20 protein-coding genes are annotated in these 18836 nt (G+C 75.5%); 1 reads left to right on the forward strand and 19 read right to left on the reverse strand.

The window, feature by feature from the left end; genetic code table 11:
- Positions 1-2: 2 nt before the first annotated feature.
- The 3 genes from hisB to hisD are packed head-to-tail and all read right to left on the reverse strand — an operon-like array spanning position 3 to position 3003.
- Complete coding sequence (hisB, locus tag GA0070558_RS11355; RefSeq protein ID WP_043967336.1) at positions 3-614, reverse strand: imidazoleglycerol-phosphate dehydratase HisB; 612 nt, start codon at positions 612-614, stop codon at positions 3-5.
- The gene (locus GA0070558_RS11360; protein ID WP_091278330.1) at positions 614-1684 is read right to left on the reverse strand and encodes a histidinol-phosphate transaminase; all 1071 of its coding nucleotides are present in this window, start codon (positions 1682-1684) and stop codon (positions 614-616) included. The genes hisB and GA0070558_RS11360 overlap by 1 nt, the downstream gene beginning before the upstream one ends.
- Entirely contained in the window at positions 1681-3003 is a 1323-nt protein-coding gene (gene hisD, locus GA0070558_RS11365) for a histidinol dehydrogenase (RefSeq protein ID WP_077939070.1), read from the reverse strand. Before hisD ends, GA0070558_RS11360 begins: the two co-directional genes overlap by 4 nt.
- A 187-nt stretch (positions 3004-3190) precedes the next feature.
- Here hisD and GA0070558_RS11370 point away from each other — a divergent pair, with 187 nt between their 5' ends.
- Positions 3191-3892 (forward strand): LON peptidase substrate-binding domain-containing protein, encoded by a 702-nt coding sequence (locus GA0070558_RS11370; RefSeq protein ID WP_091278332.1) that lies wholly within the window; start codon positions 3191-3193, stop codon positions 3890-3892.
- Here GA0070558_RS11370 and GA0070558_RS11375 read toward each other — a convergent pair.
- The 16 genes from GA0070558_RS11375 to murC form a co-directional block, all read right to left on the reverse strand.
- Complete coding sequence (locus GA0070558_RS11375) at positions 3807-4718, reverse strand: DUF2567 domain-containing protein (RefSeq protein WP_369523376.1); 912 nt, start codon at positions 4716-4718, stop codon at positions 3807-3809. The genes GA0070558_RS11370 and GA0070558_RS11375 overlap by 86 nt on opposite strands.
- Before the next feature lie 91 nt (positions 4719-4809).
- On the reverse strand, positions 4810-6486 hold the full coding sequence (locus tag GA0070558_RS11380; RefSeq protein WP_091278334.1) for a MinD/ParA family ATP-binding protein: 1677 nt from the start codon (positions 6484-6486) through the stop codon (positions 4810-4812).
- A gap of 76 nt (positions 6487-6562) precedes the next feature.
- Positions 6563-7468: a hypothetical protein gene (locus GA0070558_RS11385; protein WP_176734184.1), complete on the reverse strand. Its 906-nt coding sequence runs from the start codon at positions 7466-7468 to the stop codon at positions 6563-6565.
- Positions 7469-7472: 4 nt separating this feature from the next.
- Entirely contained in the window at positions 7473-8417 is a 945-nt protein-coding gene (locus GA0070558_RS11390; protein ID WP_077939063.1) for an RluA family pseudouridine synthase, read from the reverse strand.
- The gene (gene lspA / locus GA0070558_RS11395; protein ID WP_043967322.1) at positions 8414-9022 is read right to left on the reverse strand and encodes a signal peptidase II; all 609 of its coding nucleotides are present in this window, start codon (positions 9020-9022) and stop codon (positions 8414-8416) included. The genes GA0070558_RS11390 and lspA overlap by 4 nt, the downstream gene beginning before the upstream one ends.
- A 62-nt stretch (positions 9023-9084) precedes the next feature.
- The gene (locus GA0070558_RS11400) at positions 9085-9504 is read right to left on the reverse strand and encodes a TraR/DksA family transcriptional regulator (RefSeq protein WP_043969309.1); all 420 of its coding nucleotides are present in this window, start codon (positions 9502-9504) and stop codon (positions 9085-9087) included.
- Between the two features lie 223 nt (positions 9505-9727).
- On the reverse strand, positions 9728-11233 hold the full coding sequence (locus tag GA0070558_RS11405) for a potassium/proton antiporter (protein ID WP_077939062.1): 1506 nt from the start codon (positions 11231-11233) through the stop codon (positions 9728-9730).
- A 22-nt stretch (positions 11234-11255) separates the two neighbouring features.
- On the reverse strand, positions 11256-11555 hold the full coding sequence (locus tag GA0070558_RS11410; RefSeq protein ID WP_077939061.1) for a DUF167 domain-containing protein: 300 nt from the start codon (positions 11553-11555) through the stop codon (positions 11256-11258).
- 6 nt (positions 11556-11561) lie between these two features.
- Positions 11562-12179: a hypothetical protein gene (locus GA0070558_RS11415; protein ID WP_091278336.1), complete on the reverse strand. Its 618-nt coding sequence runs from the start codon at positions 12177-12179 to the stop codon at positions 11562-11564.
- Positions 12180-12252: 73 nt separating this feature from the next.
- Positions 12253-13056, reverse strand: a complete 804-nt coding sequence (locus tag GA0070558_RS11420; RefSeq protein WP_091278338.1) for a DivIVA domain-containing protein — start codon at positions 13054-13056, stop codon at positions 12253-12255.
- Between the two features lie 55 nt (positions 13057-13111).
- On the reverse strand, positions 13112-13411 hold the full coding sequence (locus GA0070558_RS11425; protein ID WP_043967312.1) for a YggT family protein: 300 nt from the start codon (positions 13409-13411) through the stop codon (positions 13112-13114).
- A gap of 29 nt (positions 13412-13440) precedes the next feature.
- Entirely contained in the window at positions 13441-14163 is a 723-nt protein-coding gene (locus GA0070558_RS11430) for a cell division protein SepF (RefSeq protein ID WP_043967310.1), read from the reverse strand.
- Between the two features lie 190 nt (positions 14164-14353).
- A complete protein-coding gene (locus GA0070558_RS11435) occupies positions 14354-15115 on the reverse strand; it encodes a YggS family pyridoxal phosphate-dependent enzyme (RefSeq protein WP_091278340.1) in 762 nt (253 codons plus the stop codon).
- A gap of 9 nt (positions 15116-15124) precedes the next feature.
- The gene (gene ftsZ, locus GA0070558_RS11440; protein WP_077939058.1) at positions 15125-16237 is read right to left on the reverse strand and encodes a cell division protein FtsZ; all 1113 of its coding nucleotides are present in this window, start codon (positions 16235-16237) and stop codon (positions 15125-15127) included.
- A gap of 298 nt (positions 16238-16535) precedes the next feature.
- A complete protein-coding gene (locus GA0070558_RS11445; RefSeq protein WP_091278341.1) occupies positions 16536-17354 on the reverse strand; it encodes a cell division protein FtsQ/DivIB in 819 nt (272 codons plus the stop codon).
- On the reverse strand, positions 17351-18817 hold the full coding sequence (gene murC, locus GA0070558_RS11450; RefSeq protein ID WP_091278342.1) for a UDP-N-acetylmuramate--L-alanine ligase: 1467 nt from the start codon (positions 18815-18817) through the stop codon (positions 17351-17353). The genes GA0070558_RS11445 and murC overlap by 4 nt, the downstream gene beginning before the upstream one ends.
- Between the last annotated feature and the right edge of the window lie 19 nt (positions 18818-18836).

Below are 18836 nucleotides of genomic sequence, written 5' to 3' on the forward strand. Positions count from 1 at the left end.
GGCTACAACGCGCCCTTCGTGCTGGGGATCGCGCCGGCCGACCGGGGGTCGAGCGCGGTGGCCTCGCGCAGGGCGCGGGAGACCGCCTTGAACTGGGCCTCCACCACGTGGTGGGCGTCGGGGTGGCCGCCGGGGCGGGCCGCGCGCAGCACGTCCACGTGCAGGGTGATCCGGGCCGCCTGACCGAAGGACTCCCAGATGTGCCGGGTCATGCTGGTCGGGTAGACCGGCCCGATGTACGGGGCCAGCGCCGGCTCGTCGTGCACCACGTACGGGCGGCCCGACAGGTCGACGGCGGCCCGGACGAGGACCTCGTCCATCGGGACGGTCGCCGAGCCGTACCGCCGGATGCCGGCCTTGTCGCCCAGCGCCTGGTCGAACGCGGCGCCCAGGGCGAGCGCCGTGTCCTCCATCGTGTGGTGGGCGTCGATCTCCAGGTCGCCGACGGTGCGCACGGTCAGGTCGAAGCCGCCGTGCCGGGCGATCTGGTGCAGCATGTGGTCGTAGAAGCCGACCCCGGTGCCGATCTCGGCCCGGCCGGTGCCGTCGAGGTCGATCTCGACGAGCACCTTGGTCTCCTTGGTGATCCGCTCGACCCGGGCGGTGCGGCTCATCACAAACTCTCCATCGCGGTGAGGAAGGCGTCGGTCTCGGCGGGGGTGCCGGCGGTGACCCGCAGCCAGCCGGGCAGCCCGACGTCGCGCACGAGCACCCCCTGCTCCAGCAGGGCGCGCCAGGCCACCGCCTGGTCGCCGCCCACCTGGAACAGGACGAAGTTGGCGTCGCTGTCGGCGACCCGCAGGCCCCGGGCGCGCAGCTCGGCGACGATCCGGTCCCGCTGCCCCATGATCGCCTCGACCGTGGCCAGCAGGGCGTCGCGGTGCGCCAGGGCCGCGCGGGCGGCGGCCTGGGTGAGCGCCGACAGGTGGTAGGGCAGCCGCACGAGCTGCACCGCCGCCACCACGGCCGGATCGGCCGCGAGGTAGCCCAGCCGGCCGCCGGCGAACCCGAACGCCTTGCTCATCGTGCGGGTCACCACCAGCCTCGGGTGGCCGGGCAGCACCGCGAGGGCGCTGACCGTGCCGGGGCGGGCGAACTCGGCGTACGCCTCGTCGACCACCACCATGCCGGGCGCGGCGTCGAGGACGGCGGCGACCACCGCCGGGTCCAGCGCCGTGCCCGTCGGGTTGTTCGGCGAGCAGAGGAACACCACGTCGGGACGGTGCGCCCGGACCTGGGCGACCGCCTCGTCGGCGGTCAGCCCGAAGTCGACCCCGCGCTGCGCCGGCACCCACCGGGTGCCGGCGCCGAGCGCCAGCAGCGGGTGCATCGAGTACGCCGGCGTGAAGCCGAGCGCCGTGCGCCCCGGCCCGCCGAACGCCTGCAGGAGCTGCTGCTGGATCTCGTTGGAGCCGTTGGCCGCCCACACCTGCCCGACGGTGAGCCCGTGCCCCAGGTAGGCCGCCAGGTCGGCGCGCAGCGCCACGGCGTCGCGGTCGGGATAGCGGTTGAGGTCGCGCAGCTCGGCGGCGAGGGCCTTGCCGATCGCGTCGGCCACCGCCTCGGGCACCGGGTACGAGTTCTCGTTGGTGTTCAGCCGCACCGGCACGTCGATCTGCGGGGCGCCGTAGGGCGTCAGGCCCCGCAGGTCGTCGCGGATCGGCAGCTCGTCGAGAGTCGTCACGAGGCGCTCCCGGGGAAGCGGACGCTGACCGCCTGGCCGTGGGCCGGCAGGTCCTCGACGCCGGCCAGGGTCACCACGTGCGGGGCCACCTCACGCAGCGCGTCGCGGGTGTATTCCACCAGGTGGATGCCGCGCAGGAAGGACTGCACGGACAGGCCGGAGGAGTGCCGGGCGCAGCCGCCGGTGGGCAGCACGTGGTTGGAGCCGGCGCAGTAGTCGCCGAGCGACACCGGCGACCACGCGCCGACGAAGATCGCCCCGGCGTTGCGGACCCGCAGCGCCCACTCGCGGGCGTTCTCGGTCTGGATCTCCAGGTGCTCGGCGGCGTACGCGTCGACCACCCGCAGGCCGTCCGCCAGGTCGTCGACCAGCACCACGCCGCTCTGCTCGCCGGTCAGCGCGGTGGTGACCCGGTCGGCGTGCTTCGTCGCCGGCACCTGCCGGGCCAGCTCGGCCTCGACGGCGTCGGCCAGCGCGACCGAGCAGGTGACCAGCACGCTGGCCGCGAGGGGGTCGTGCTCGGCCTGGCTGATCAGGTCGGCGGCGACGTGCGCCGGGTCGGCGGTGTCGTCGGCGAGGATCGCGATCTCGGTGGGGCCGGCCTCGGCGTCGATGCCGACCACGCCGCGCAGCAGCCGCTTCGCGGCGGTGACCCAGATGTTGCCCGGCCCGGTGATCATGTCGACGGGGTCGCAGCGCTGCGCGCCGTCGGGGTCGACCGTCGCGCCGTAGGCCAGCATCGCCACCGCCTGGGCGCCGCCGACGGCGTAGACCTCGTCGACGCCGAGCAGCGCGCAGGCCGCGAGGACCCGGGCGTCGGGCAGGCCGCCGTTCTCCTGCTGCGGCGGGCTGGCCACGACGAGCGACCGGACGCCGGCCGCCTGGGCGGGGACCACGTTCATCACCACGGTCGACGGATACATCGCCAGGCCGCCGGGGACGTACAGGCCGACCCGCTCGACGGGGACCCAGCGCTCGGTGACGGTGCCGCCGGGCACCACCTGGGTGGTGTGGTCGACGCGGCGCTGGTCGGCGTGGACCTTGCGGGCCCGGCTGATCGACTCCAGCAGGGCGGCGCGGACCTGGGGGTCGAGCGTCCCCTCGGCCTCGGCGATCGCCTCGGCCGGCACCCGCAGCCGCTCCGGCGAGACCCCGTCGAAGCGCTCGCTCGCCTCGCGGATCGCCGGGTACCCATGATCGCGGACCGCCTCCACGAGGGGGCGGATCCGCTCGACCGCCACGGAGACGTCGAGCTGGGCACGGGGCAGCAGGCGGCGGGGGTCACGGACGCCGCCGCGCAGGTCGATCCGATTCAACACGCCTGCGAGTCTAGGCGGCCGGGCCGGCGGCGGCCCGCGCCGCCCGCACGCCGGGACGGTGAGCCGAGCCACGCCGGCCGCCGGGCGGGCCGCGACGGGCCCGGGGGCGGCCCCGCCGGGGGCGGGCGGGTCTTCCGGGGCGGGACGGGCCCCGCCGGGACGGCGCGGGCGGGCTAGGCTCGGTCCCGTGACTGCGCGGTTGCCGATCTTCCCCCTCGGGACGGTGCTCTTCCCCGGCCTGGTGCTGCCGCTGCACATCTTCGAGGAGCGCTACCGGGCCCTGGTGCGCCACCTCACGGGCCTGCCCGAGGGCGCCCCCCGGGAGTTCGGCGTGGTGGCCATCCGGGCCGGCTGGGAGGTCGCCCCCGGCACGCCCGGGCGGCCCGTCCCCGGCGTCGGCGGCGTCACGCTGCACGAGGTCGGCTGCACCGCCGAGCTGCGGCAGGTGACCGAGCTGGACGACGGCGGGTTCGACATCGTCACCGTGGGGCGGCGGCGGTTCCGCGTCGCGCAGCTCGACGAGACCGCCGAGCCCTACCTGACGGCCGAGGTCGAGTGGCTGCCCGAGCCGGGCGGCCCCGACGAGGCCGCCGACCTGCTCGCGGCCCGGGTGATCTCGGTGTTCCGGCAATATCTCGGGCTGATCCGCCCCGACCCGGAGGACATCTCCGAGCAGCTGCCGGAGGACCCGACGGTGCTGTCCCACCTGGTCGCCGCGACCGCCATGCTGACCGTCGACGACCGGCAGCGGCTGCTCGCGGTCGACGGCACCGCCGCCCGGCTCCGCGCCGAGCTGCGGCTGCTCAACCGCGAGGCGACCCTGTTGCGCCAGGTGCGGGCGGTTCCGGTGCCGCTGTCGGAGCTGGCGAGTCCGCCGGCCCCGAACTGACCTGCGGCCCGGTGGCGGGCGGGCCGGCGTAGACCCAGGACAGGTCGGGCTCGGGCTCCGGGCGCAGCGACGGCCAGCGCGACCAGCCGGCCAGCAGGGTGTACGTCACGGCCACGCCGAACGCCGGCAGCAGCAGGTTGCCGTACGGCAGGGGCAGCAGGTCGAACAGCCGGTGCAGGCCCCCGGCGCGCAGGTCGGCGGGCTTGGTGAACGCCTGCCCGTCCGGCGCGGAGGCCAGCAGCCGCTCGTACGCCGACAGGCCGACCCGCCGGCCGACCTGCCAGGCCACCAGGGCCGCGCCGAGGCCGCCGGCCGCCCCGGCGAGCAGCCCGACGGGGCCGCGCCGGCGCCGCAGCAGCACCCACAGGGCCAGCGCGGCGAGCACGCCGAAGCCGATTCCGAGCAGGCTGAACCAGCCGTCGGCGGCGATCGGCTGCTCCGGCTGCGGCTGGGCGTAGACGGCCCCCTCGGCGGTCTTGACCACCGGGGTGTCGGGGGCGACGGCCGCCCAGAGCAGCCCCAGCGGGACGCCCAGCGCGGTGAGGACGGCCGCCGCGCCCAGCGCCACGCCGATCACCCGGCCCGGGCGGCGCTCGGACGGAACCGGGCCGGCGGGGACCGGCCCGGTCGGCGGCGCGCCGAACGGATACTGGGGCGGCCCGGCGAACGGCCCGGCGGGCGGCTGGTGGGCCGGGTCGGCCGGGGGCCCGGGGACGAGCCCTTCGGTCGGGTCGGGGGCCGGGGCGGCGGGCGGCCCGGGGACCGGCCCGGCGGTCGGGTCGGGACGGGGCGCGGGGCGGTCGGCGTCGGAGGTGTCCGGGCTCACCCGATGATCCTTACAGACCGGGGGCGTCCCCGGGGCGTCGGTGCCTCCGCAGCCGGCTCGGCCGCCGCGGCGGCTCGTGGTCGCGGCCGGCTCAGCGGGCGAAGGGCTCCAGCATCACCGACGCCGCGCGCAGCCACGCCTGCCGGGTCTCCGGCTGGAGCTGGTGGTATTCGATCGAGGAGCCGGTCTCCAGCGCCGGGTCGTACGGCACCACGGCCACCGCCCGGGTGCGGGTGGCGAAGTGCCGCTCCAGGTCGGTCTGCAACGGCGAGCGGCCCGGCGTCGGGCAGGAGATCAGGGTGACGGCGTTGTCGGCCAGTTCGCCCATCCCGACCTCGTGCAGCAGGTCGAGCATCCAGTCGGCGCTGAACGCGGCGTCCTCCCGGGGCACGGTGGTCACCACGAGCTGGTCGGCGGCCTGCATCACCGTGCGCCAGTTGGGGCTCTCCACGTTGTTGCCGGTGTCCACGCAGACCACGTCGTGGGTGCGCCGCAGCAGCTCCAGCACCCGCTTGACGGTGAACTGGTCGAGCCGCTGGGCGAACCGGGGGCTCTCCTCCCCGGCCAGCACGTCGTACGAGCCGTCGGCGGCGTGCCGCAGGTAGTCGTCGAGGCTGCCGAGCAGGGCGGAGCCCTCCAGGATCTCGATCTGGGCGAGGTCGTGGATCAGGTGCCGGATCGTCCGGGCGTGCCGGGCGCTGCCGGCGCGCAGCCCGAGGGTGCCGCGCAGCTCGTTGTCGTCCCAGGCGAGCACGCCCCGGCCGCGCACGCTGCCGACGGTGGCGGCGGCCAGCACCGTGGCCGTGGTCTTGTGCACCCCGCCCTTGGGGTTGGCGAAGGCGAGCACCCGGGGCGTGCCCAGGTCGCGGCGGAGCACCCCGGCGGCGCGTTCCAGCTCGCTCTCGGCGCTCTGCGCCCGCCACTCGATGCGGGCCGGATAGCCCCGCTCGACCACCGCGGGCGGCCCGGGCGGCGGCTGGTAGACCGGCTCGGCGACGGGCGGGTAGGCCGCCTCGGCCCGGTAGGCCGGCTCCGCCGGGGGCGGCTGGTAGGCGGGCTCCACGACGGGCGGCTGGTAGACCGGGTCGGCCGGGGGCGGCTGGTAGGCCGGCTCGGGGCGGTAGCCGCCGCTGTCGAGCAGCGAGTAGCGCGACTCGACCGGCGGGGGCTCGGGGCGGTAGCCGCCGCCGTCGAGCAGCGAGTAGCGGGACGGGGCGGGCGGCGGCGGGTCGGCGCGGCGCACCGGCTCCGGGTCGAGGCGCCCGGGGCCGGACCGCCACGACGGCTCGGCCGGATAGGCCGGCTCCTGCGGATAGCCGGAAGGCTCGGGCTGGTAGCCCAGCGGATCGGCCGGGTAGGCAGGCGGCTCCGGCTGCTGGTAGGCCGGGGGCTCCGGCTGGTAGCCCGGGGGCTCCGGCTGGTACGCCGGGTCGATCCGGTAGGCCGGGTCCACCCGGTAGCTCGCCCCGGCCCGGTAGCCGCCGCGCGCCGGCTCCGCCGGGTAACCGGGCTCCGCGGCGTACGACTGCTCGCCCGGCGGGCCGATCGCCGCCGCCCGCCCGGCGTAGCCGTTGCCGGACGTGCGCCGGGGCAGCGGCTCGGGCGCCGCGCGCGGCGCCTCCTCGGCGTGGCGGTCGGCCTCGGCCTGCTCCGCGGTGCGACCGCCGAGCCGCGCCCGGTCGAGCAGCGCCCGCCACCGCGGTGCTGGTTCGGCCGGCCGACCCCAGCTGGTCTCCGTGCCGTCCAAGGCTCGCCCTCCCAGCGCCATCGATCTCCGCCTGACAGGCTACGAACGAAACCCTATTCGGACCACACCGGTCCGCGCACATCCTGATTCGGCTTTGTCACTTCTCCACCACCGTTCGGCTGCCCACGGACGCGTCCGGGGAGGTCGCGACGCCGGACGGGGTCGCGGCGGGTCCGACCCGGTCGACGTTCGGTGAGGAACCCGTCGCCGTCGGTGCCGCTTCCGACGTTTCGCCCACCAGCGGCGTCGGGCCGGCGTCGGCCGGCGGACGGGCCACGTCGCGCTGCTCGGGCAGCGGCGGGGTCACCACCGTCCGGTCCAGCCGGCGCAGCTCCGGGGCCGGGTCGACGGCGCGGACCCCGGGCCGGGCGGCCAGGGCGCGCAGCGCGTCCGGCGCGGCCCGCACGACGGCGGCGTAGGCGCAGGCGCACCCCGCCCGGTACGCCGCCGCCTCGCCCGCCGCGACCAGCGCCCCGGTCTCGTACGCCCGGCGCAGCTCGGCGTCGTCGGCGGCGGCGGCCCGGGCCCGCTGGTCGGCGGCCTCACGGTCCTTGCGCCCCGCCATGCCGGCCATCCCCACCATCACGTCCTGCGGGAGCCGCTGGGCCGACAGCCGGACGATCTCGGTCTGCCGGCCGGGCAGCGGCGCCCGCGCCACCACCTCGGCCACCGCGACCCCGGCAAGCGTGTCGGCCAGCCGGTCCGGCGCGAGGTAGTCCGCGAACGACACCAGCGCGTACGTGCCCGACGGCGACCCACCCGACGGCAGCGCCGTGAGCTCGGCGGCGGCGGCGCGCAGGTATTCGGGGACCGACCCGCCGGGCGGCACCCCGACCCGGGTCACCTCGCCCACCGTGCGGTCGCCCACCGGCCGGTCGTGGCGGCCGACCCAGCCGGCCGCGACCAGCACCGCCGCCACCGACAGCAGCGCGGCGACGGTGAGCGCGCGGGGCCGGCGTCGCGCCGCGCGGCCGCCCGGCCGACCGGGGTCTCGGCTGGTCACCGGGTCAGTCGCGGAGGACCCGCAGCGCCCGGTCCAGGTCGTCGGGATAGTCGCTCACGAAGGTCACCTCGTCGCCCGTGCGGGGGTGCTGGAAGCTCAGCGACCGGGCGTGCAGCCACTGCCGAGCCAACCCGAGCCGGGCCGACAGGGTCGGGTCCGCGCCGTAGGTGACGTCACCGACGCAGGGGTGGCGCAGCGAGGAGAAGTGCACCCGGATCTGGTGGGTGCGCCCCGTCTCCAGCCGGACGTCGAGCAGGCTCGCCGACGGGAACGCCTCCAGCGTGTCGTAGTGGGTGATGCTCGGCTTGCCGCCGGAGACCACCGCCCACCGGTAGTCGTGGTGCGGGTGCCGGTCGATCGGGGCGTCGATGGTGCCGCGAGACGGGTCCGGGTGCCCCTGCACCACGGCGTGGTAACGCTTCTCCACCTCGCGGTACTTGAAGGCCCGCTTCAGCGCCGTGTACGCCTGCTCGCTCTTGGCCACCACCATGATCCCGGTGGTGCCCACGTCGAGCCGGTGCACCACGCCCTGCCGCTCGGCCGCGCCGCTGGTGGAGATGCGGTGCCCGATCCCGGCCAGCCCGCCGATCACGGTCGGCCCGGTCCAGCCGGGGCTGGGGTGGGCGGCGACGCCGACCGGCTTGTCCACGACCACGATGTCGTCGTCGGCGTACACGACGGTGAGGCCGGGCACCGCCTGCGGCACGACGGTCGGCGGGGCGACCGGGGCGGGCAGCGTCACCTCCAGCCAGGAGCCGGCCTTGACCTTGTGCGAGTTCGGCCGCACGACGCCGTCGACCAGCGCGTCCCCGCCGTCGACCAGGTTCGCGGCGGCGGTGCGGGAGAGCCCGAACAGCCGGGACACGGCCTGGTCGAGCCGCATGCCGTCCAGGCCGTCGGGGACCGGCAGGGAACGGTGGTCGCCGCCAGCGGCGAACGCGGCCGTCACGCCCGCTCCCCCTGCTCGACCGGGACCTCGGCGGCCGGCTTGTCCCGGCCGAGCCGGGAACCGTCGCGCTGGCGGCCCGTCAGCTCCAAAAACACGGCGAGCACCACGCCGCAGACCAGCGCGCTGTCGGCCAGGTTGAACACCGGCCACACCTGCCCGTACGGGTCGAAGAGGCTGATCATGTCGACCACGTGCCCGACGAAGTGGCCGGGCGCGCGGAAGATCCGGTCGGCCAGGTTGCCCAGCGCCCCGCCCAGCACCAGGCCGAGCGAGACCGCCCACGGCACCGAACGCAGCCGCAGCGCCATCCAGCCGATCCAGCCGATCACCGCGATGGTGATCAGCGGGAAGACCCAGGTGTGGTCGCTGCCGATGCTCCACGCCGCCCCGCTGTTGCGGGTGAGGCTGAGGTAGACCGCGCCCCCGAGCAGCTTCACCGGCTCCCGGTCGCTGAGCGCCTGCAGCGCGAGGTGCTTGGTGAGCAGGTCGGCCAGGAAGGCGAACAGGCCGACGCCGGCGAGGAGCACGATCGCCCGGCGTCGGGCCCTGCCTCCGCCCGGCTCGGCGGTGCCGGTCTCGGTTCCGGCGGGCGGTGTAGCCGTCATCTGCTCCCCATCGACGCTCCCGGCGGTGATCGCTCACCGCCCTGACCGGCCGGGGAGCGAGGTCAGCGCCGCTCCTCCAGCTGCTTGCACTTCACGCAGAGGGTCGCCGACGGGAAGGCGGCGAGCCGCTCCACCGGGATCGGGTCGCCGCACTTCTCGCACCAGCCGTAGCCGCCCTCGTCGAGCCGCTCCAGGGCCCGCTCGACCTGCGTGATCCGTTCCCGGATGCTGTTGGCGAGTGAGATCTCCTGCTCCCGCTCGAACGTCTTGGTGCCGGTGTCGGCCTGGTCGTCCCCGGCCGAGTCGGTCAGCCGGTCGCGCTGCAGCTCGGTGATCTCGCTCAGCGTCTGATCGTACTCGGCGCTCAGCTCGTCGCGGCGGGCCGCCAGCGCCGCCCGGATCTTCTCGGTCTCCGCGGCGCTGCGGGTGGTCCTGGCCACCGGCTTGCGCCCGGCGGTCCTGGTGTCGGCTGGCTTCACCATCGTCACTCCCTCGCGCCACGGGACCGCGGCATGCCACGGCCTCTGGACAGGGGTCACCGGCCTGGCGCCCCCAGGTAACAAAACGGGCGCGCAGCGAGGACCGCCGCGCACTCCGGAGGTTGGCAAGAATACGGAACGTACAGGCGTCCGACAACGTGCCGCACCGCCGCACCGCTAATCCGCCCCGAAAAGCCCTCAAATGGGCAAAAGGAACGCTAGCAGATCAGTCGTCGCGGTCGTCGCCGTACTCGCCAAACCACCGCGCCAGGCGGCCCCGGCGGCTCACCGCCCGCAGCCGCCGCTCGGCCGCGTCCCGCACCCCGGCGGTGGCCACGATCAGCAGGCTGTCGCCCGCCTTCAGCCGCGTGTCCGGGCCGGGCACGAAGCCCACCCCGTCGCGCAGCACCAGCGTCACCGACGCGCCCACCGGCAGCCGGAGCTCGTCCACGTGCACCCCGCCCAGCCGCGAGCCCGGCGGCACCTCCAACTGGAGCAGGTCGGCCCGCATCCGCTCCAGCGGCGCGGTCTCCACCCGGATCTCCGCCGGCTCGGCGGGCGCGGTGACCCGCAGCCGGCGCGCGGCCGGGGCGAGCGTGCCCGCCTGGAGCACCGTGAAGATCACCACCAGCACGAAGACCGCGTCGAAGAGCTGCTCCGCCCCCGGCACCCGCTGCGACAGCGGGATGGTCGCCAGCACGATCGGCACCGCCCCGCGCAGCCCCGCCCAGGACAGAAACGCCTGCTCGCGTGGGCCGACGCGGAACGGGGTGGCCGACACCGCCACCGACAGCGGCCGGGCCAGCAGCAGCAGCGCCAGCCCGGCGACCACCGCCGGCAGCACCGCCGCCTCCAGCCGGCCCGGCGAGACCAGCAGCCCGAGCAGCACGAACAGGCCGATCTGGGCCAGCCAGGCCAGCCCGTCGGCGAAGCCGAGGATCGCCTGCCGGTGCGGCAGCCGGGCGTTGCCCAGCAGCACCCCCGCCACGTACACGGCGAGGAAGCCCGACGCGTGCAGCACCGCGCCGGCGGCGTACGCGAGCACCGTGAAGCCGACCACCGCGATCGGGTACAGCCCCGCCGAGGGCAGCGCCGCCCGGCGCAGCGCCGCCCGACCGGCCAGCCCCGCGCCCACCCCGACGGCCGCGCCCACGCCCAGCTCGTAACCGAGCAGCAGCACCTCGTACCACCAGGGGTGACCGGCCTCGGTGGCCGAGCGGGACAGCAGCACCACCAGCAGCACCACCGGGGCGTCGTTCATCCCCGACTCGGCCTCCAGGGTGGCGACCAGCCGGGGTGGCAGACGCAGCCGGCGCAGCGTGGCGAAGACGGCGGCGGCGTCTGTGGACGAGAGCACCGCGCCGTAGAGCATCGCCAGCCGCCAGTCCAGCCCGAGCAGCAGGTGCACCGCCAGGCCGACCACCAGGATGCTCACCACCACGCCGACGGTGGACAGCGCCGAGGCGAGGCCCAGCACCGGGCGCAGGGTGCTCCACCGGGCGGTCAGCCCGCCCTCGGCGATGATCACGATCAGGGCGCAGAAGCCGAGGGTGCGGGTCAGGTCGACGTCGTCGAAGCGGATGCCCAGCCCGGACTCGCCGATGGCCACCCCGAGGGCCAGATAGACCAGGAGGCTGGGCACGCCGAGGCGGGTCGAGAAGCGGACCGCGCCGACCGCCACCAGCAACACCCCGGCGCCGAGCAGCAGTGCGAGATCGAACCCGGGCGTCATGCCGGCCCGGTGCGGCCAGCCGTCACCGGCCGGCCCCGTCGCGCAGTCGGCGCAGCGTCTCCGTCAGCTCCGGCGTCGGGCGCTCGACCGCGAAGAGCTTGTCCCGGCTCGCCGCCCCGGCCCGCAGCGCGACGGCCGCCGGCCGGACGCCGAGCGCGTCGGCGAGGGCCCGGCGGGCCGCCTCGGTCGCCCGGCCGTCGACCGGCGGGGCGTTCACGGCGATCACCAGTGCCGGCCCGAGCGGCCCGTCGTGCCGGCCGCCGACGCGGGCACGGGAGGCACCCGGCTTGACCCGCACGGCGACGGTGAGCGTGTCGTCCATCGGGCGTCAGAACGGCCGGGCGTCGGCGAGGAGGGCGTCGTCCGGGGCGCAGCGGGCGCACGGGGTGAACCCCAGCCGCACCGCCTCGGCCACCGGCAGCGGCTCGGCCTCCCGGCCGTAGAGGTGGGGGCAGTCGGACAGGTGGTAGCGGGGCCGGCCGTCCACCACCTGGACCTCCGCGTCGAGCTCGGCGACCAGCGCCGCGTCGGCCGGGGACACCCGGAGCGCGGGCGGCTCGTCGAGGGGCGTGGCGGTCTCGCCCGCCGCGTCGGCGGGCGGGTCCGCCCCGGCGGCCGGCGACCCGGGCGGTTGCCGCCACCCGGGGTCGTCGGCGCCGATCGTGGACGAAACGCGTTGGGCCGGAATGTCCGGCCCGGGCGGGGGATCGGCCGCGTCCCACGGGACGCGGCCCGCCGGAGGCAAGTGCTCCCCGGACGGATCGGGGTCGACCCGCGCGGCTGCCGCCCGGATGGCGGCCGCCTGGCGGGCACCCACCACCAACGCGACGGCGGCCAGCAGGCTGGCCGCGATGGACGCGGCCAGCAGCACGCTGGAGCCACCGGTGAGGCCGACCACCAGGAGCACGACCGCGACGAGGATGAGCAACAGGCTTGCGACTATCACGGCTCACCCCCGCCGCGTCGGATGCAGGTGGCACGGTCGGCGGCCGTCCCCACGACGGCCGCCGCACCGAAGATCAGCGGCCGGACTCCAGCGCGCCGGAGCGCCCGCCGCCGTACGAGCCGGCGAGGCCGGCGGCCGCGAGGCCGTTGCTGCCCCCGACGGCCCGGCCGCCCTCGGCCCGGGTCATCTCGGCCTCCAGGCCCTGACCACGGCCGTCGAGGTCGCGCAGCTGGCTCTCCAGGTAGGCCTTGAGCCGCGTGCGGTACTCCCGCTCGAACTGCTTGAGCTCCTCGATGTGCTTCTGCAGCGCGGTGCGCTTGGCGTCGAGGCCGCCCATGGCCTCCTGGTGCCGCTGGCGGGCGTCGCGCTCCAGGGCGTCGGCCTTGGCGCGCGCCTCGCGGGTGACCTCCTCGGCCTTGGACCGGGCCTCGGAGAGCAGCTGGTCGGCCTCGCGACGGGCGTCGGAGACGTGGTCGTCGGCGGTGCGCTGGGCCATCATCAGCACCCGCAGCGCCTGCTGCTCGCCGTCGCCGGCCACGGCCGGGCCACCCTGGGTGCGGACCTGCTCCAGCTCGGCCTGCATCGCCCGGGCGGCCTGCTCGGCGGCCACCTTGTCGCGCTGCACCCGGTCGAGCTGGGCCTTGACGTCGTTGAGCTCCGCGGCGAGCCGGGCGTCGCCGCCCGGACCGGCGGGGGCACCGCCGCGACCGCCGCGCTCCACCTGGGCGCGCAGCTCGTTGTTCTCCTCGATCAGACGGGCAAGCTCACGCTCGACCTCGTCCAGGAAGGCGTCGACCTCCTCCTCGTCGTACCCCCGCTTGCCGATCGGCGGCTTTTTGAAGGCGACGTTGTGGACGTCGGCCGGGGTCAGCGGCATCGAAACTCCTCGGGTCAGTTGCGGCCGCGTAGCGGGCTGGACCTGCGGGTCTTCATCACCCGAGGATCAGCCGCTTCAACACGAACTCCATCAGCACGAACAGGATAACCAGGAGCACAAGGGAGGCCAGGTCGATGCTCACGGTACCAATTCGCAGCGGAGGGATCACACGCCTCAACGCCTTGAGAGGCGGATCAGTGACGCTCCACACGGATTCCAGCCCCACCGTCGCTCCCCGGCCGGGCTGCCAGCGGCGCCCGTAGGCGAGGACCGCGCTGAGGACAAACCGGGCCAGAAGAATGATCAGGAAGACATACAGAATCAGGTACAGCACTTGCAGCAGGATCGACAACACAGCAGGCGACGTCCCTCGGTCGGGCGGGGCTAACTCAGGCTGAAGAACCCACCCTCAGCGATCTTGGCCTTGTCCTCCGCGGTGACCTGGACGTTGGCCGGTGAGAGCAGGAACACCCGGTTGGTCACGCGCTCGATCGTACCGCGCAGCCCGAAGGCCAGCCCGGCGGCGAAGTCGACCAACCGGCGGGCATCGGCCTCGTCCATCTCGGTGAGGTTGATGATCACCGGGACGCCGTCGCGGAAGTGCTCCCCGATCGTGCGGGCCTCGCGGTAGGTGGTGGGGTGCAGCGTGGTGATCTGGTAACGCTGCTCCTCCTCCACCGGGGCCACCCGCTCCCTCGGCTGGGCCTGCGGGGCCAGGGCGAGGTTGTCCCGCGTGTGGTAGGTGAGCGCGCCGGAGCCCTCCCCGCCGGAGCTGCGGGTGATCGACCGGACGCTGGACCGGTCGGGTCGCTCGACCCGCTCGGCGCGCTCCGGCCGGTCGGAGTCCGCCCGGTCCCGGTCGGAGTCCAGCGGACGGGTGGCGGAGCGCTCGGTCAGCCGACCCCGCTCGCCGGCCCGGGGCCGCGGCGCCGGCGGCTCGTCGGCATCGTCATCGTCGTCGTCGGCGAACTCCTCGGCGTACCGGCCCTGCCGGTAGCGCGACGACTCCCGGTAGCCACCCTTTTCGTAGCCACCGTCGTCGTACGCCCGCTCGTCGTCCTCCTCGACCAGACCGAGCCAGACCCCCGCCTTGCGCAGTGCACCCATCCCGCGCCCTTCCGTCCGCCGTGCGGCACGCGCCCCCGTGCCGTGTCGCTTCTCGCGAGTGGACAACCTGCCCACCGGACCGGAACAGCAATCCCCGGCCCACGATTCGCGGTCGTGGGCCGCGCCCCCTGACGACGGGACGCCGCTCCTGAAACAACACTGATGTAATTTGCTTCTCTCGCGGGTCAGGCTACCGCAGCGTGGAACGCATTCCGAGCAACGCGCTGCCGACGCGGACATGTGTCGCGCCGTGTCGGATCGCCGCCTCCAGGTCCCCGCTCATCCCGGCGGAGAGCACGACCGCCTCCGGATGGGCCGCGCGGAACGCCTGCGCCACCTCCGCGAGCCGGGCGAACGCCCGCTCCGGCTCCCAGCCCAGCGGCGCCACCGCCATCAGCCCGGCCAGCCGCAGCCCCGCCGCGCCGGCCACCGCCTCGGCCACCGGGCCGAGCCCGACGTCCGCGTCGGCCGAGCCCGGCAGCGCCCCGCCCCGGTCCGGGTCGGCGTCGATGCTGACCTGCACCAGCACGTCGACGGGCCGGTCCCGGCCCGCCTGGGCCGCGCCGTCGAGCGCCCGGGCCAGCCGGACGCTGTCGACCGACTGGACGACGTCGGCGTAGCGGACCACCGACCGGCACTTGTTGCGCTGCAACTGCCCGATGAAGTGCCAGCGGGGCGTCGCCCCGGCGGCGGCCACCTCGGCGGCCTTGCCGGCGGCCTCCTGGTCCCGGTTCTCCCCCATGTCGACCACGCCGAGCCCGGCCAGGGCCAGCACGTCGGAGGCCGGATAGGTCTTGGTCACCGCGACCATGGTCACCTCGGCGCGGTCCCGCCCCGCCGCCGCGCAGGCGTCGGCGATGCGGGACCGGACCCGGGCCAGCCCGGCCGCCAGCTCGGCCCGGCGGTCGGGGTGCCCCGGTTCCGGGCGCACCGTCGGGTTCACGTCGGTCATCTCCGGCCGTCAGGATCCGTTCTTGAGGAAGTCCGGCACGTCCACGTCGTCGAAGAGCACCCGCCGCGGCGACTGCGAGGGCGCCGGCATCGTGGCCGGGGGCGGCGACGGCGTGGTCGGCTGGGCCGGCTGGTTCTGGTTGCTCTTGCGGCTCGGCTCGGGCTTGTACGCCGGCGTCCCGCCGTCGAACCCGGCGGCGATGACGGTGACCCGCACCTCGTCGCCGAGGGCGTCGTCGATGACCGCGCCGAAGATGATGTTGGCGTCCGGGTGGGCCGCGTCGGTGACCAGCTGCGCCGCGTCGTTGATCTCGAACAGGCCGAGGTCGGAGCCGCCGGCGATGGAGAGCAGCACGCCGCGCGCGCCGTCCATGCTCTGCTCCAGCAGCGGGCTGGAGATGGCCGCCTCCGCCGCCTCGACCGCGCGGTTCTCGCCCCGGGCGCTGCCGATGCCCATGAGCGCGCTGCCCGCGCCGCTCATCACGCTCTTGACGTCGGCGAAGTCCAGGTTGATCAGACCCGGGGTGGTGATCAGGTCGGTGATGCCCTGGACACCGGAGAGGAGCACCTGGTCGGCCGTGCGGAACGCGTCCATCATGCTGATGTTGCGGTCGCCGAGCGCCAGCAGCCGGTCGTTGGGGATGACGATCAGCGTGTCGCACTGGTTGCGCAGCTCGTCTATCCCCGCCTCGGCCTGCACCTGGCGGCGCTTGCCCTCGAACGAGAACGGCCGGGTGACCACGCCGATGGTCAGCGCGCCGAGCTTGCGGGCGATGTTCGCCACCACGGGCGCGCCGCCGGTGCCGGTGCCGCCGCCCTCGCCGCAGGTCACGAAGACCATGTCGGCGCCCTTGAGCACCTCCTCGATCTCGTCGCGGTGGTCCTCCGCGGCGTTCTTGCCGACGTCGGGGTTGGCGCCCGCGCCGAGCCCCCGGGTCAGCTCGCGCCCCACGTCCAGCTTGACGTCGGCGTCGCTCATCAGCAGCGCCTGCGCGTCGGTGTTGATCGCGATGAACTCGACGCCCTTGAGCCCAACCTCGATCATCCGGTTGACGGCGTTGACGCCGCCGCCCCCGATGCCGACGACCTTGATGACCGCCAGGTAGTTGTGCGGAGGTGTCATCTCCGGTCCTTTCCCTTCGAGATTGGCATGGGCCGACCCCACACGGCTTGGCCAGACCAGCGCCGACACGGCCGGGCCCCCAACGAGGCCGAGAGGTGAACCCTCACCCTCTACTAGAGGCTTACTGTTATGTCAACTACTGATCCTCTTCGGGGCAACGTAAGCGGCCCCACGCCCGGAGCCAAGGACCCGCCCGGCGTGTCGCCGCCGGAGAGGGCCACGCCTCACCTTCCGGCCCGCGCCGCCGGCCGGCCCGCGCCAGGGGCCGGCCACCACGGGCGGGCCGCTGACCGGCCGGTCACTTGAAGGTGACCACGTCCGGCGCGCTCACGTCGATCGTGTCGGCCTTCCGACCGAGCAGGGCCGTGGCGACCCGGGCCTTGTCCGTCCCCCGGGTGGCGTCGCCCCAGACGACCGTCCGGTCGCCGCGCAGCCGCAGGCTGATCCGGGCCAGCCCCTCGACGCCGACCTCCACCAGCTGCCCACGCAGCTCCGGGGTCAGCGCGCCCAGCACCTCCAGCCCGGCCAGGGTGCCCGGATCCGCCGGCCCCGGCTGGCCGACCCGCACCACCGGCAGGCCCTCAGGCTGCCGGGGCAGCGACCGGAAGACCACCCCGGACCCGTCTACCACGGCGAACCGCTCGCCCTGCGGCACCACCGCCGCCGGGGTGCGCTCCACCACCCGCACCACCAGCGCGTCCGGCCAGTCCCGGGTGACCGTCGCCCGCTGCACGGGGGCGAGGGTGCCGATCCGCCGGGCGACGGCGGCCAGGTCGACCCGCGCCAGCGGCTGGTCGTCCGGCACGGCGGCGGCCTCGCGGACCTCCACGGCGGTGACCAGCTCGGCGCCCTCCACCCGCACCTCACGCACGCCGAGCAGCCCGGTGCCGAGCACCGTCCAGGCCACCAGCGCGGCCACGGCCAGCACCCCGGCGGTCACCGCCCAGGGCAGCGCCGCGCGCATCCGGCGCTGCCGGGCCCGGGCCATGAACCGCCGGGTCGACGGCGGCACCGCGTCCGAGCCGGCCCGCACCAGCTGCCAGCGCCGCACCGGCCCCCGCCGGCCGCCGCCCGGGTCCGCGCCGGCCGTGCGGCCGCGCGCCGGACCGGGGCTCATCCGGCGGTGGCCGCCGAGCCGCCCGCACCACCGGCGGCGTCACCGGCGCGGGCCGACAGGGCCGCCAGCAGCTCGTCGCCCATCAGCGAGATCGGCGGGGCGCCCATCGTCACCACCACGTCGCCCGGGCGCGCCCGGCGGGCCACCTCGACCGGCGCGTCCTCCCAGGAGCCGACGAAGACCTTCCGGTCGGCCGGCAGCGGCACCGCCTCCACCAGCGCCGCCGAGCCCTCCCCCGGCTGGCGCAGCTCGCCGGGGCCGAAGACCTCCAGCAGGACCAGCTCGTCGGCGAGGCCGAGCGCGGCGGCGATCTCCGCCTGCAGGTCGCGGGTGCGGTAGAGCCGGTAGGGCTGGAACACCACGATCAGCCGCCCCTCGCCGGCCACCTCGCGCAGCGTCCGCATCGCCAGCGTCATCGAGGTCGGGTGGTAGGCGTACTCGTCGTAGACCAGCACGCCGTCGGCGACGCCCTTGCGCTCGAAGCGCCGCCGCACCCCGGGGAACGCCGCGAGCGCGGCCTCCGCCGCCTCGACGGGCAACCCCAGCAGGTACGCGGTGAGCACCGCCGACGCGCTGTTGAGCCCCATGTGGCGCCCCGGCACCGGCAGCCGGAACTCGCCCAGCGACCGCCCGTCGACCTCGGCGAGGTAGCGCACCCCCTGCGCGGAGGAGACGACGTCGCTCAGCCGCAGGTCGGCGTCGGCCGCCTCGCCGTACGTGTGCACCCGACGGCCCTCGGCCCGCAGCGTCTGCGCCAGCCGCCGCCCGCCCGGGTCGTCGGCGCAGGTGACGATGAACCCGTCGGGGTCGGTGAGCCGGGCGAACTCGGCGAACGCCGCCTCCAGCGTGGCCAGGTCCCCGTACGTGTTGAGGTGGTCGGCCTCGATGTTGGTGATCACCGAGACGTACGGGCGGTAGATGAGGAACGAGCGGTCGCTCTCGTCCGCCTCGACCACGAAGTGCTCGCCCGTGCCGTGGTGCGCCCCGGAGCCGACCTCGGAGATCTCCCCACCGATCACGAAGGACGGATCGACGCCGGCCTGCTGCAGCACCATCGTCACCATCGAGGTGGTGGTGGTCTTGCCGTGGGTGCCGGCGATCGCCACCGTGCGCCGGCCGGTCATCGCCGCCGCGAGCGCCTCGGAGCGGTGCAGCACCCGCAGCCCGCGCCGCCGCGCCTCCACCATCTCCACGTGGTCCTGCGGGATCGCCGAGGAGTAGACGACCGTGTCGACGCCGTCGAGGTTGGACGGCTCGTGGGTCATGTGGATGGTCCCGCCCAGCGCCCGCATCCCGGCCAACGACGGCCACTCCCGCAGCTCGCTGCCGGAGACCGGCAGGCCCCGGGTGAGGAAGAGCCGGGCCAGCCCGCTCATGCCGACGCCGCCGACGCCGATGAGGTGGATCCGGCCCAGGTCCTCGGCGGTCAGCGTGCCGGCCGGGGTGAACTGCGCGGTGTTCATGACGGGAACCTTCCGGTCG

It is taken from the genome of Micromonospora haikouensis (assembly GCF_900091595.1).
In the GTDB taxonomy this organism is placed as follows: domain Bacteria; phylum Actinomycetota; class Actinomycetes; order Mycobacteriales; family Micromonosporaceae; genus Micromonospora; species Micromonospora haikouensis.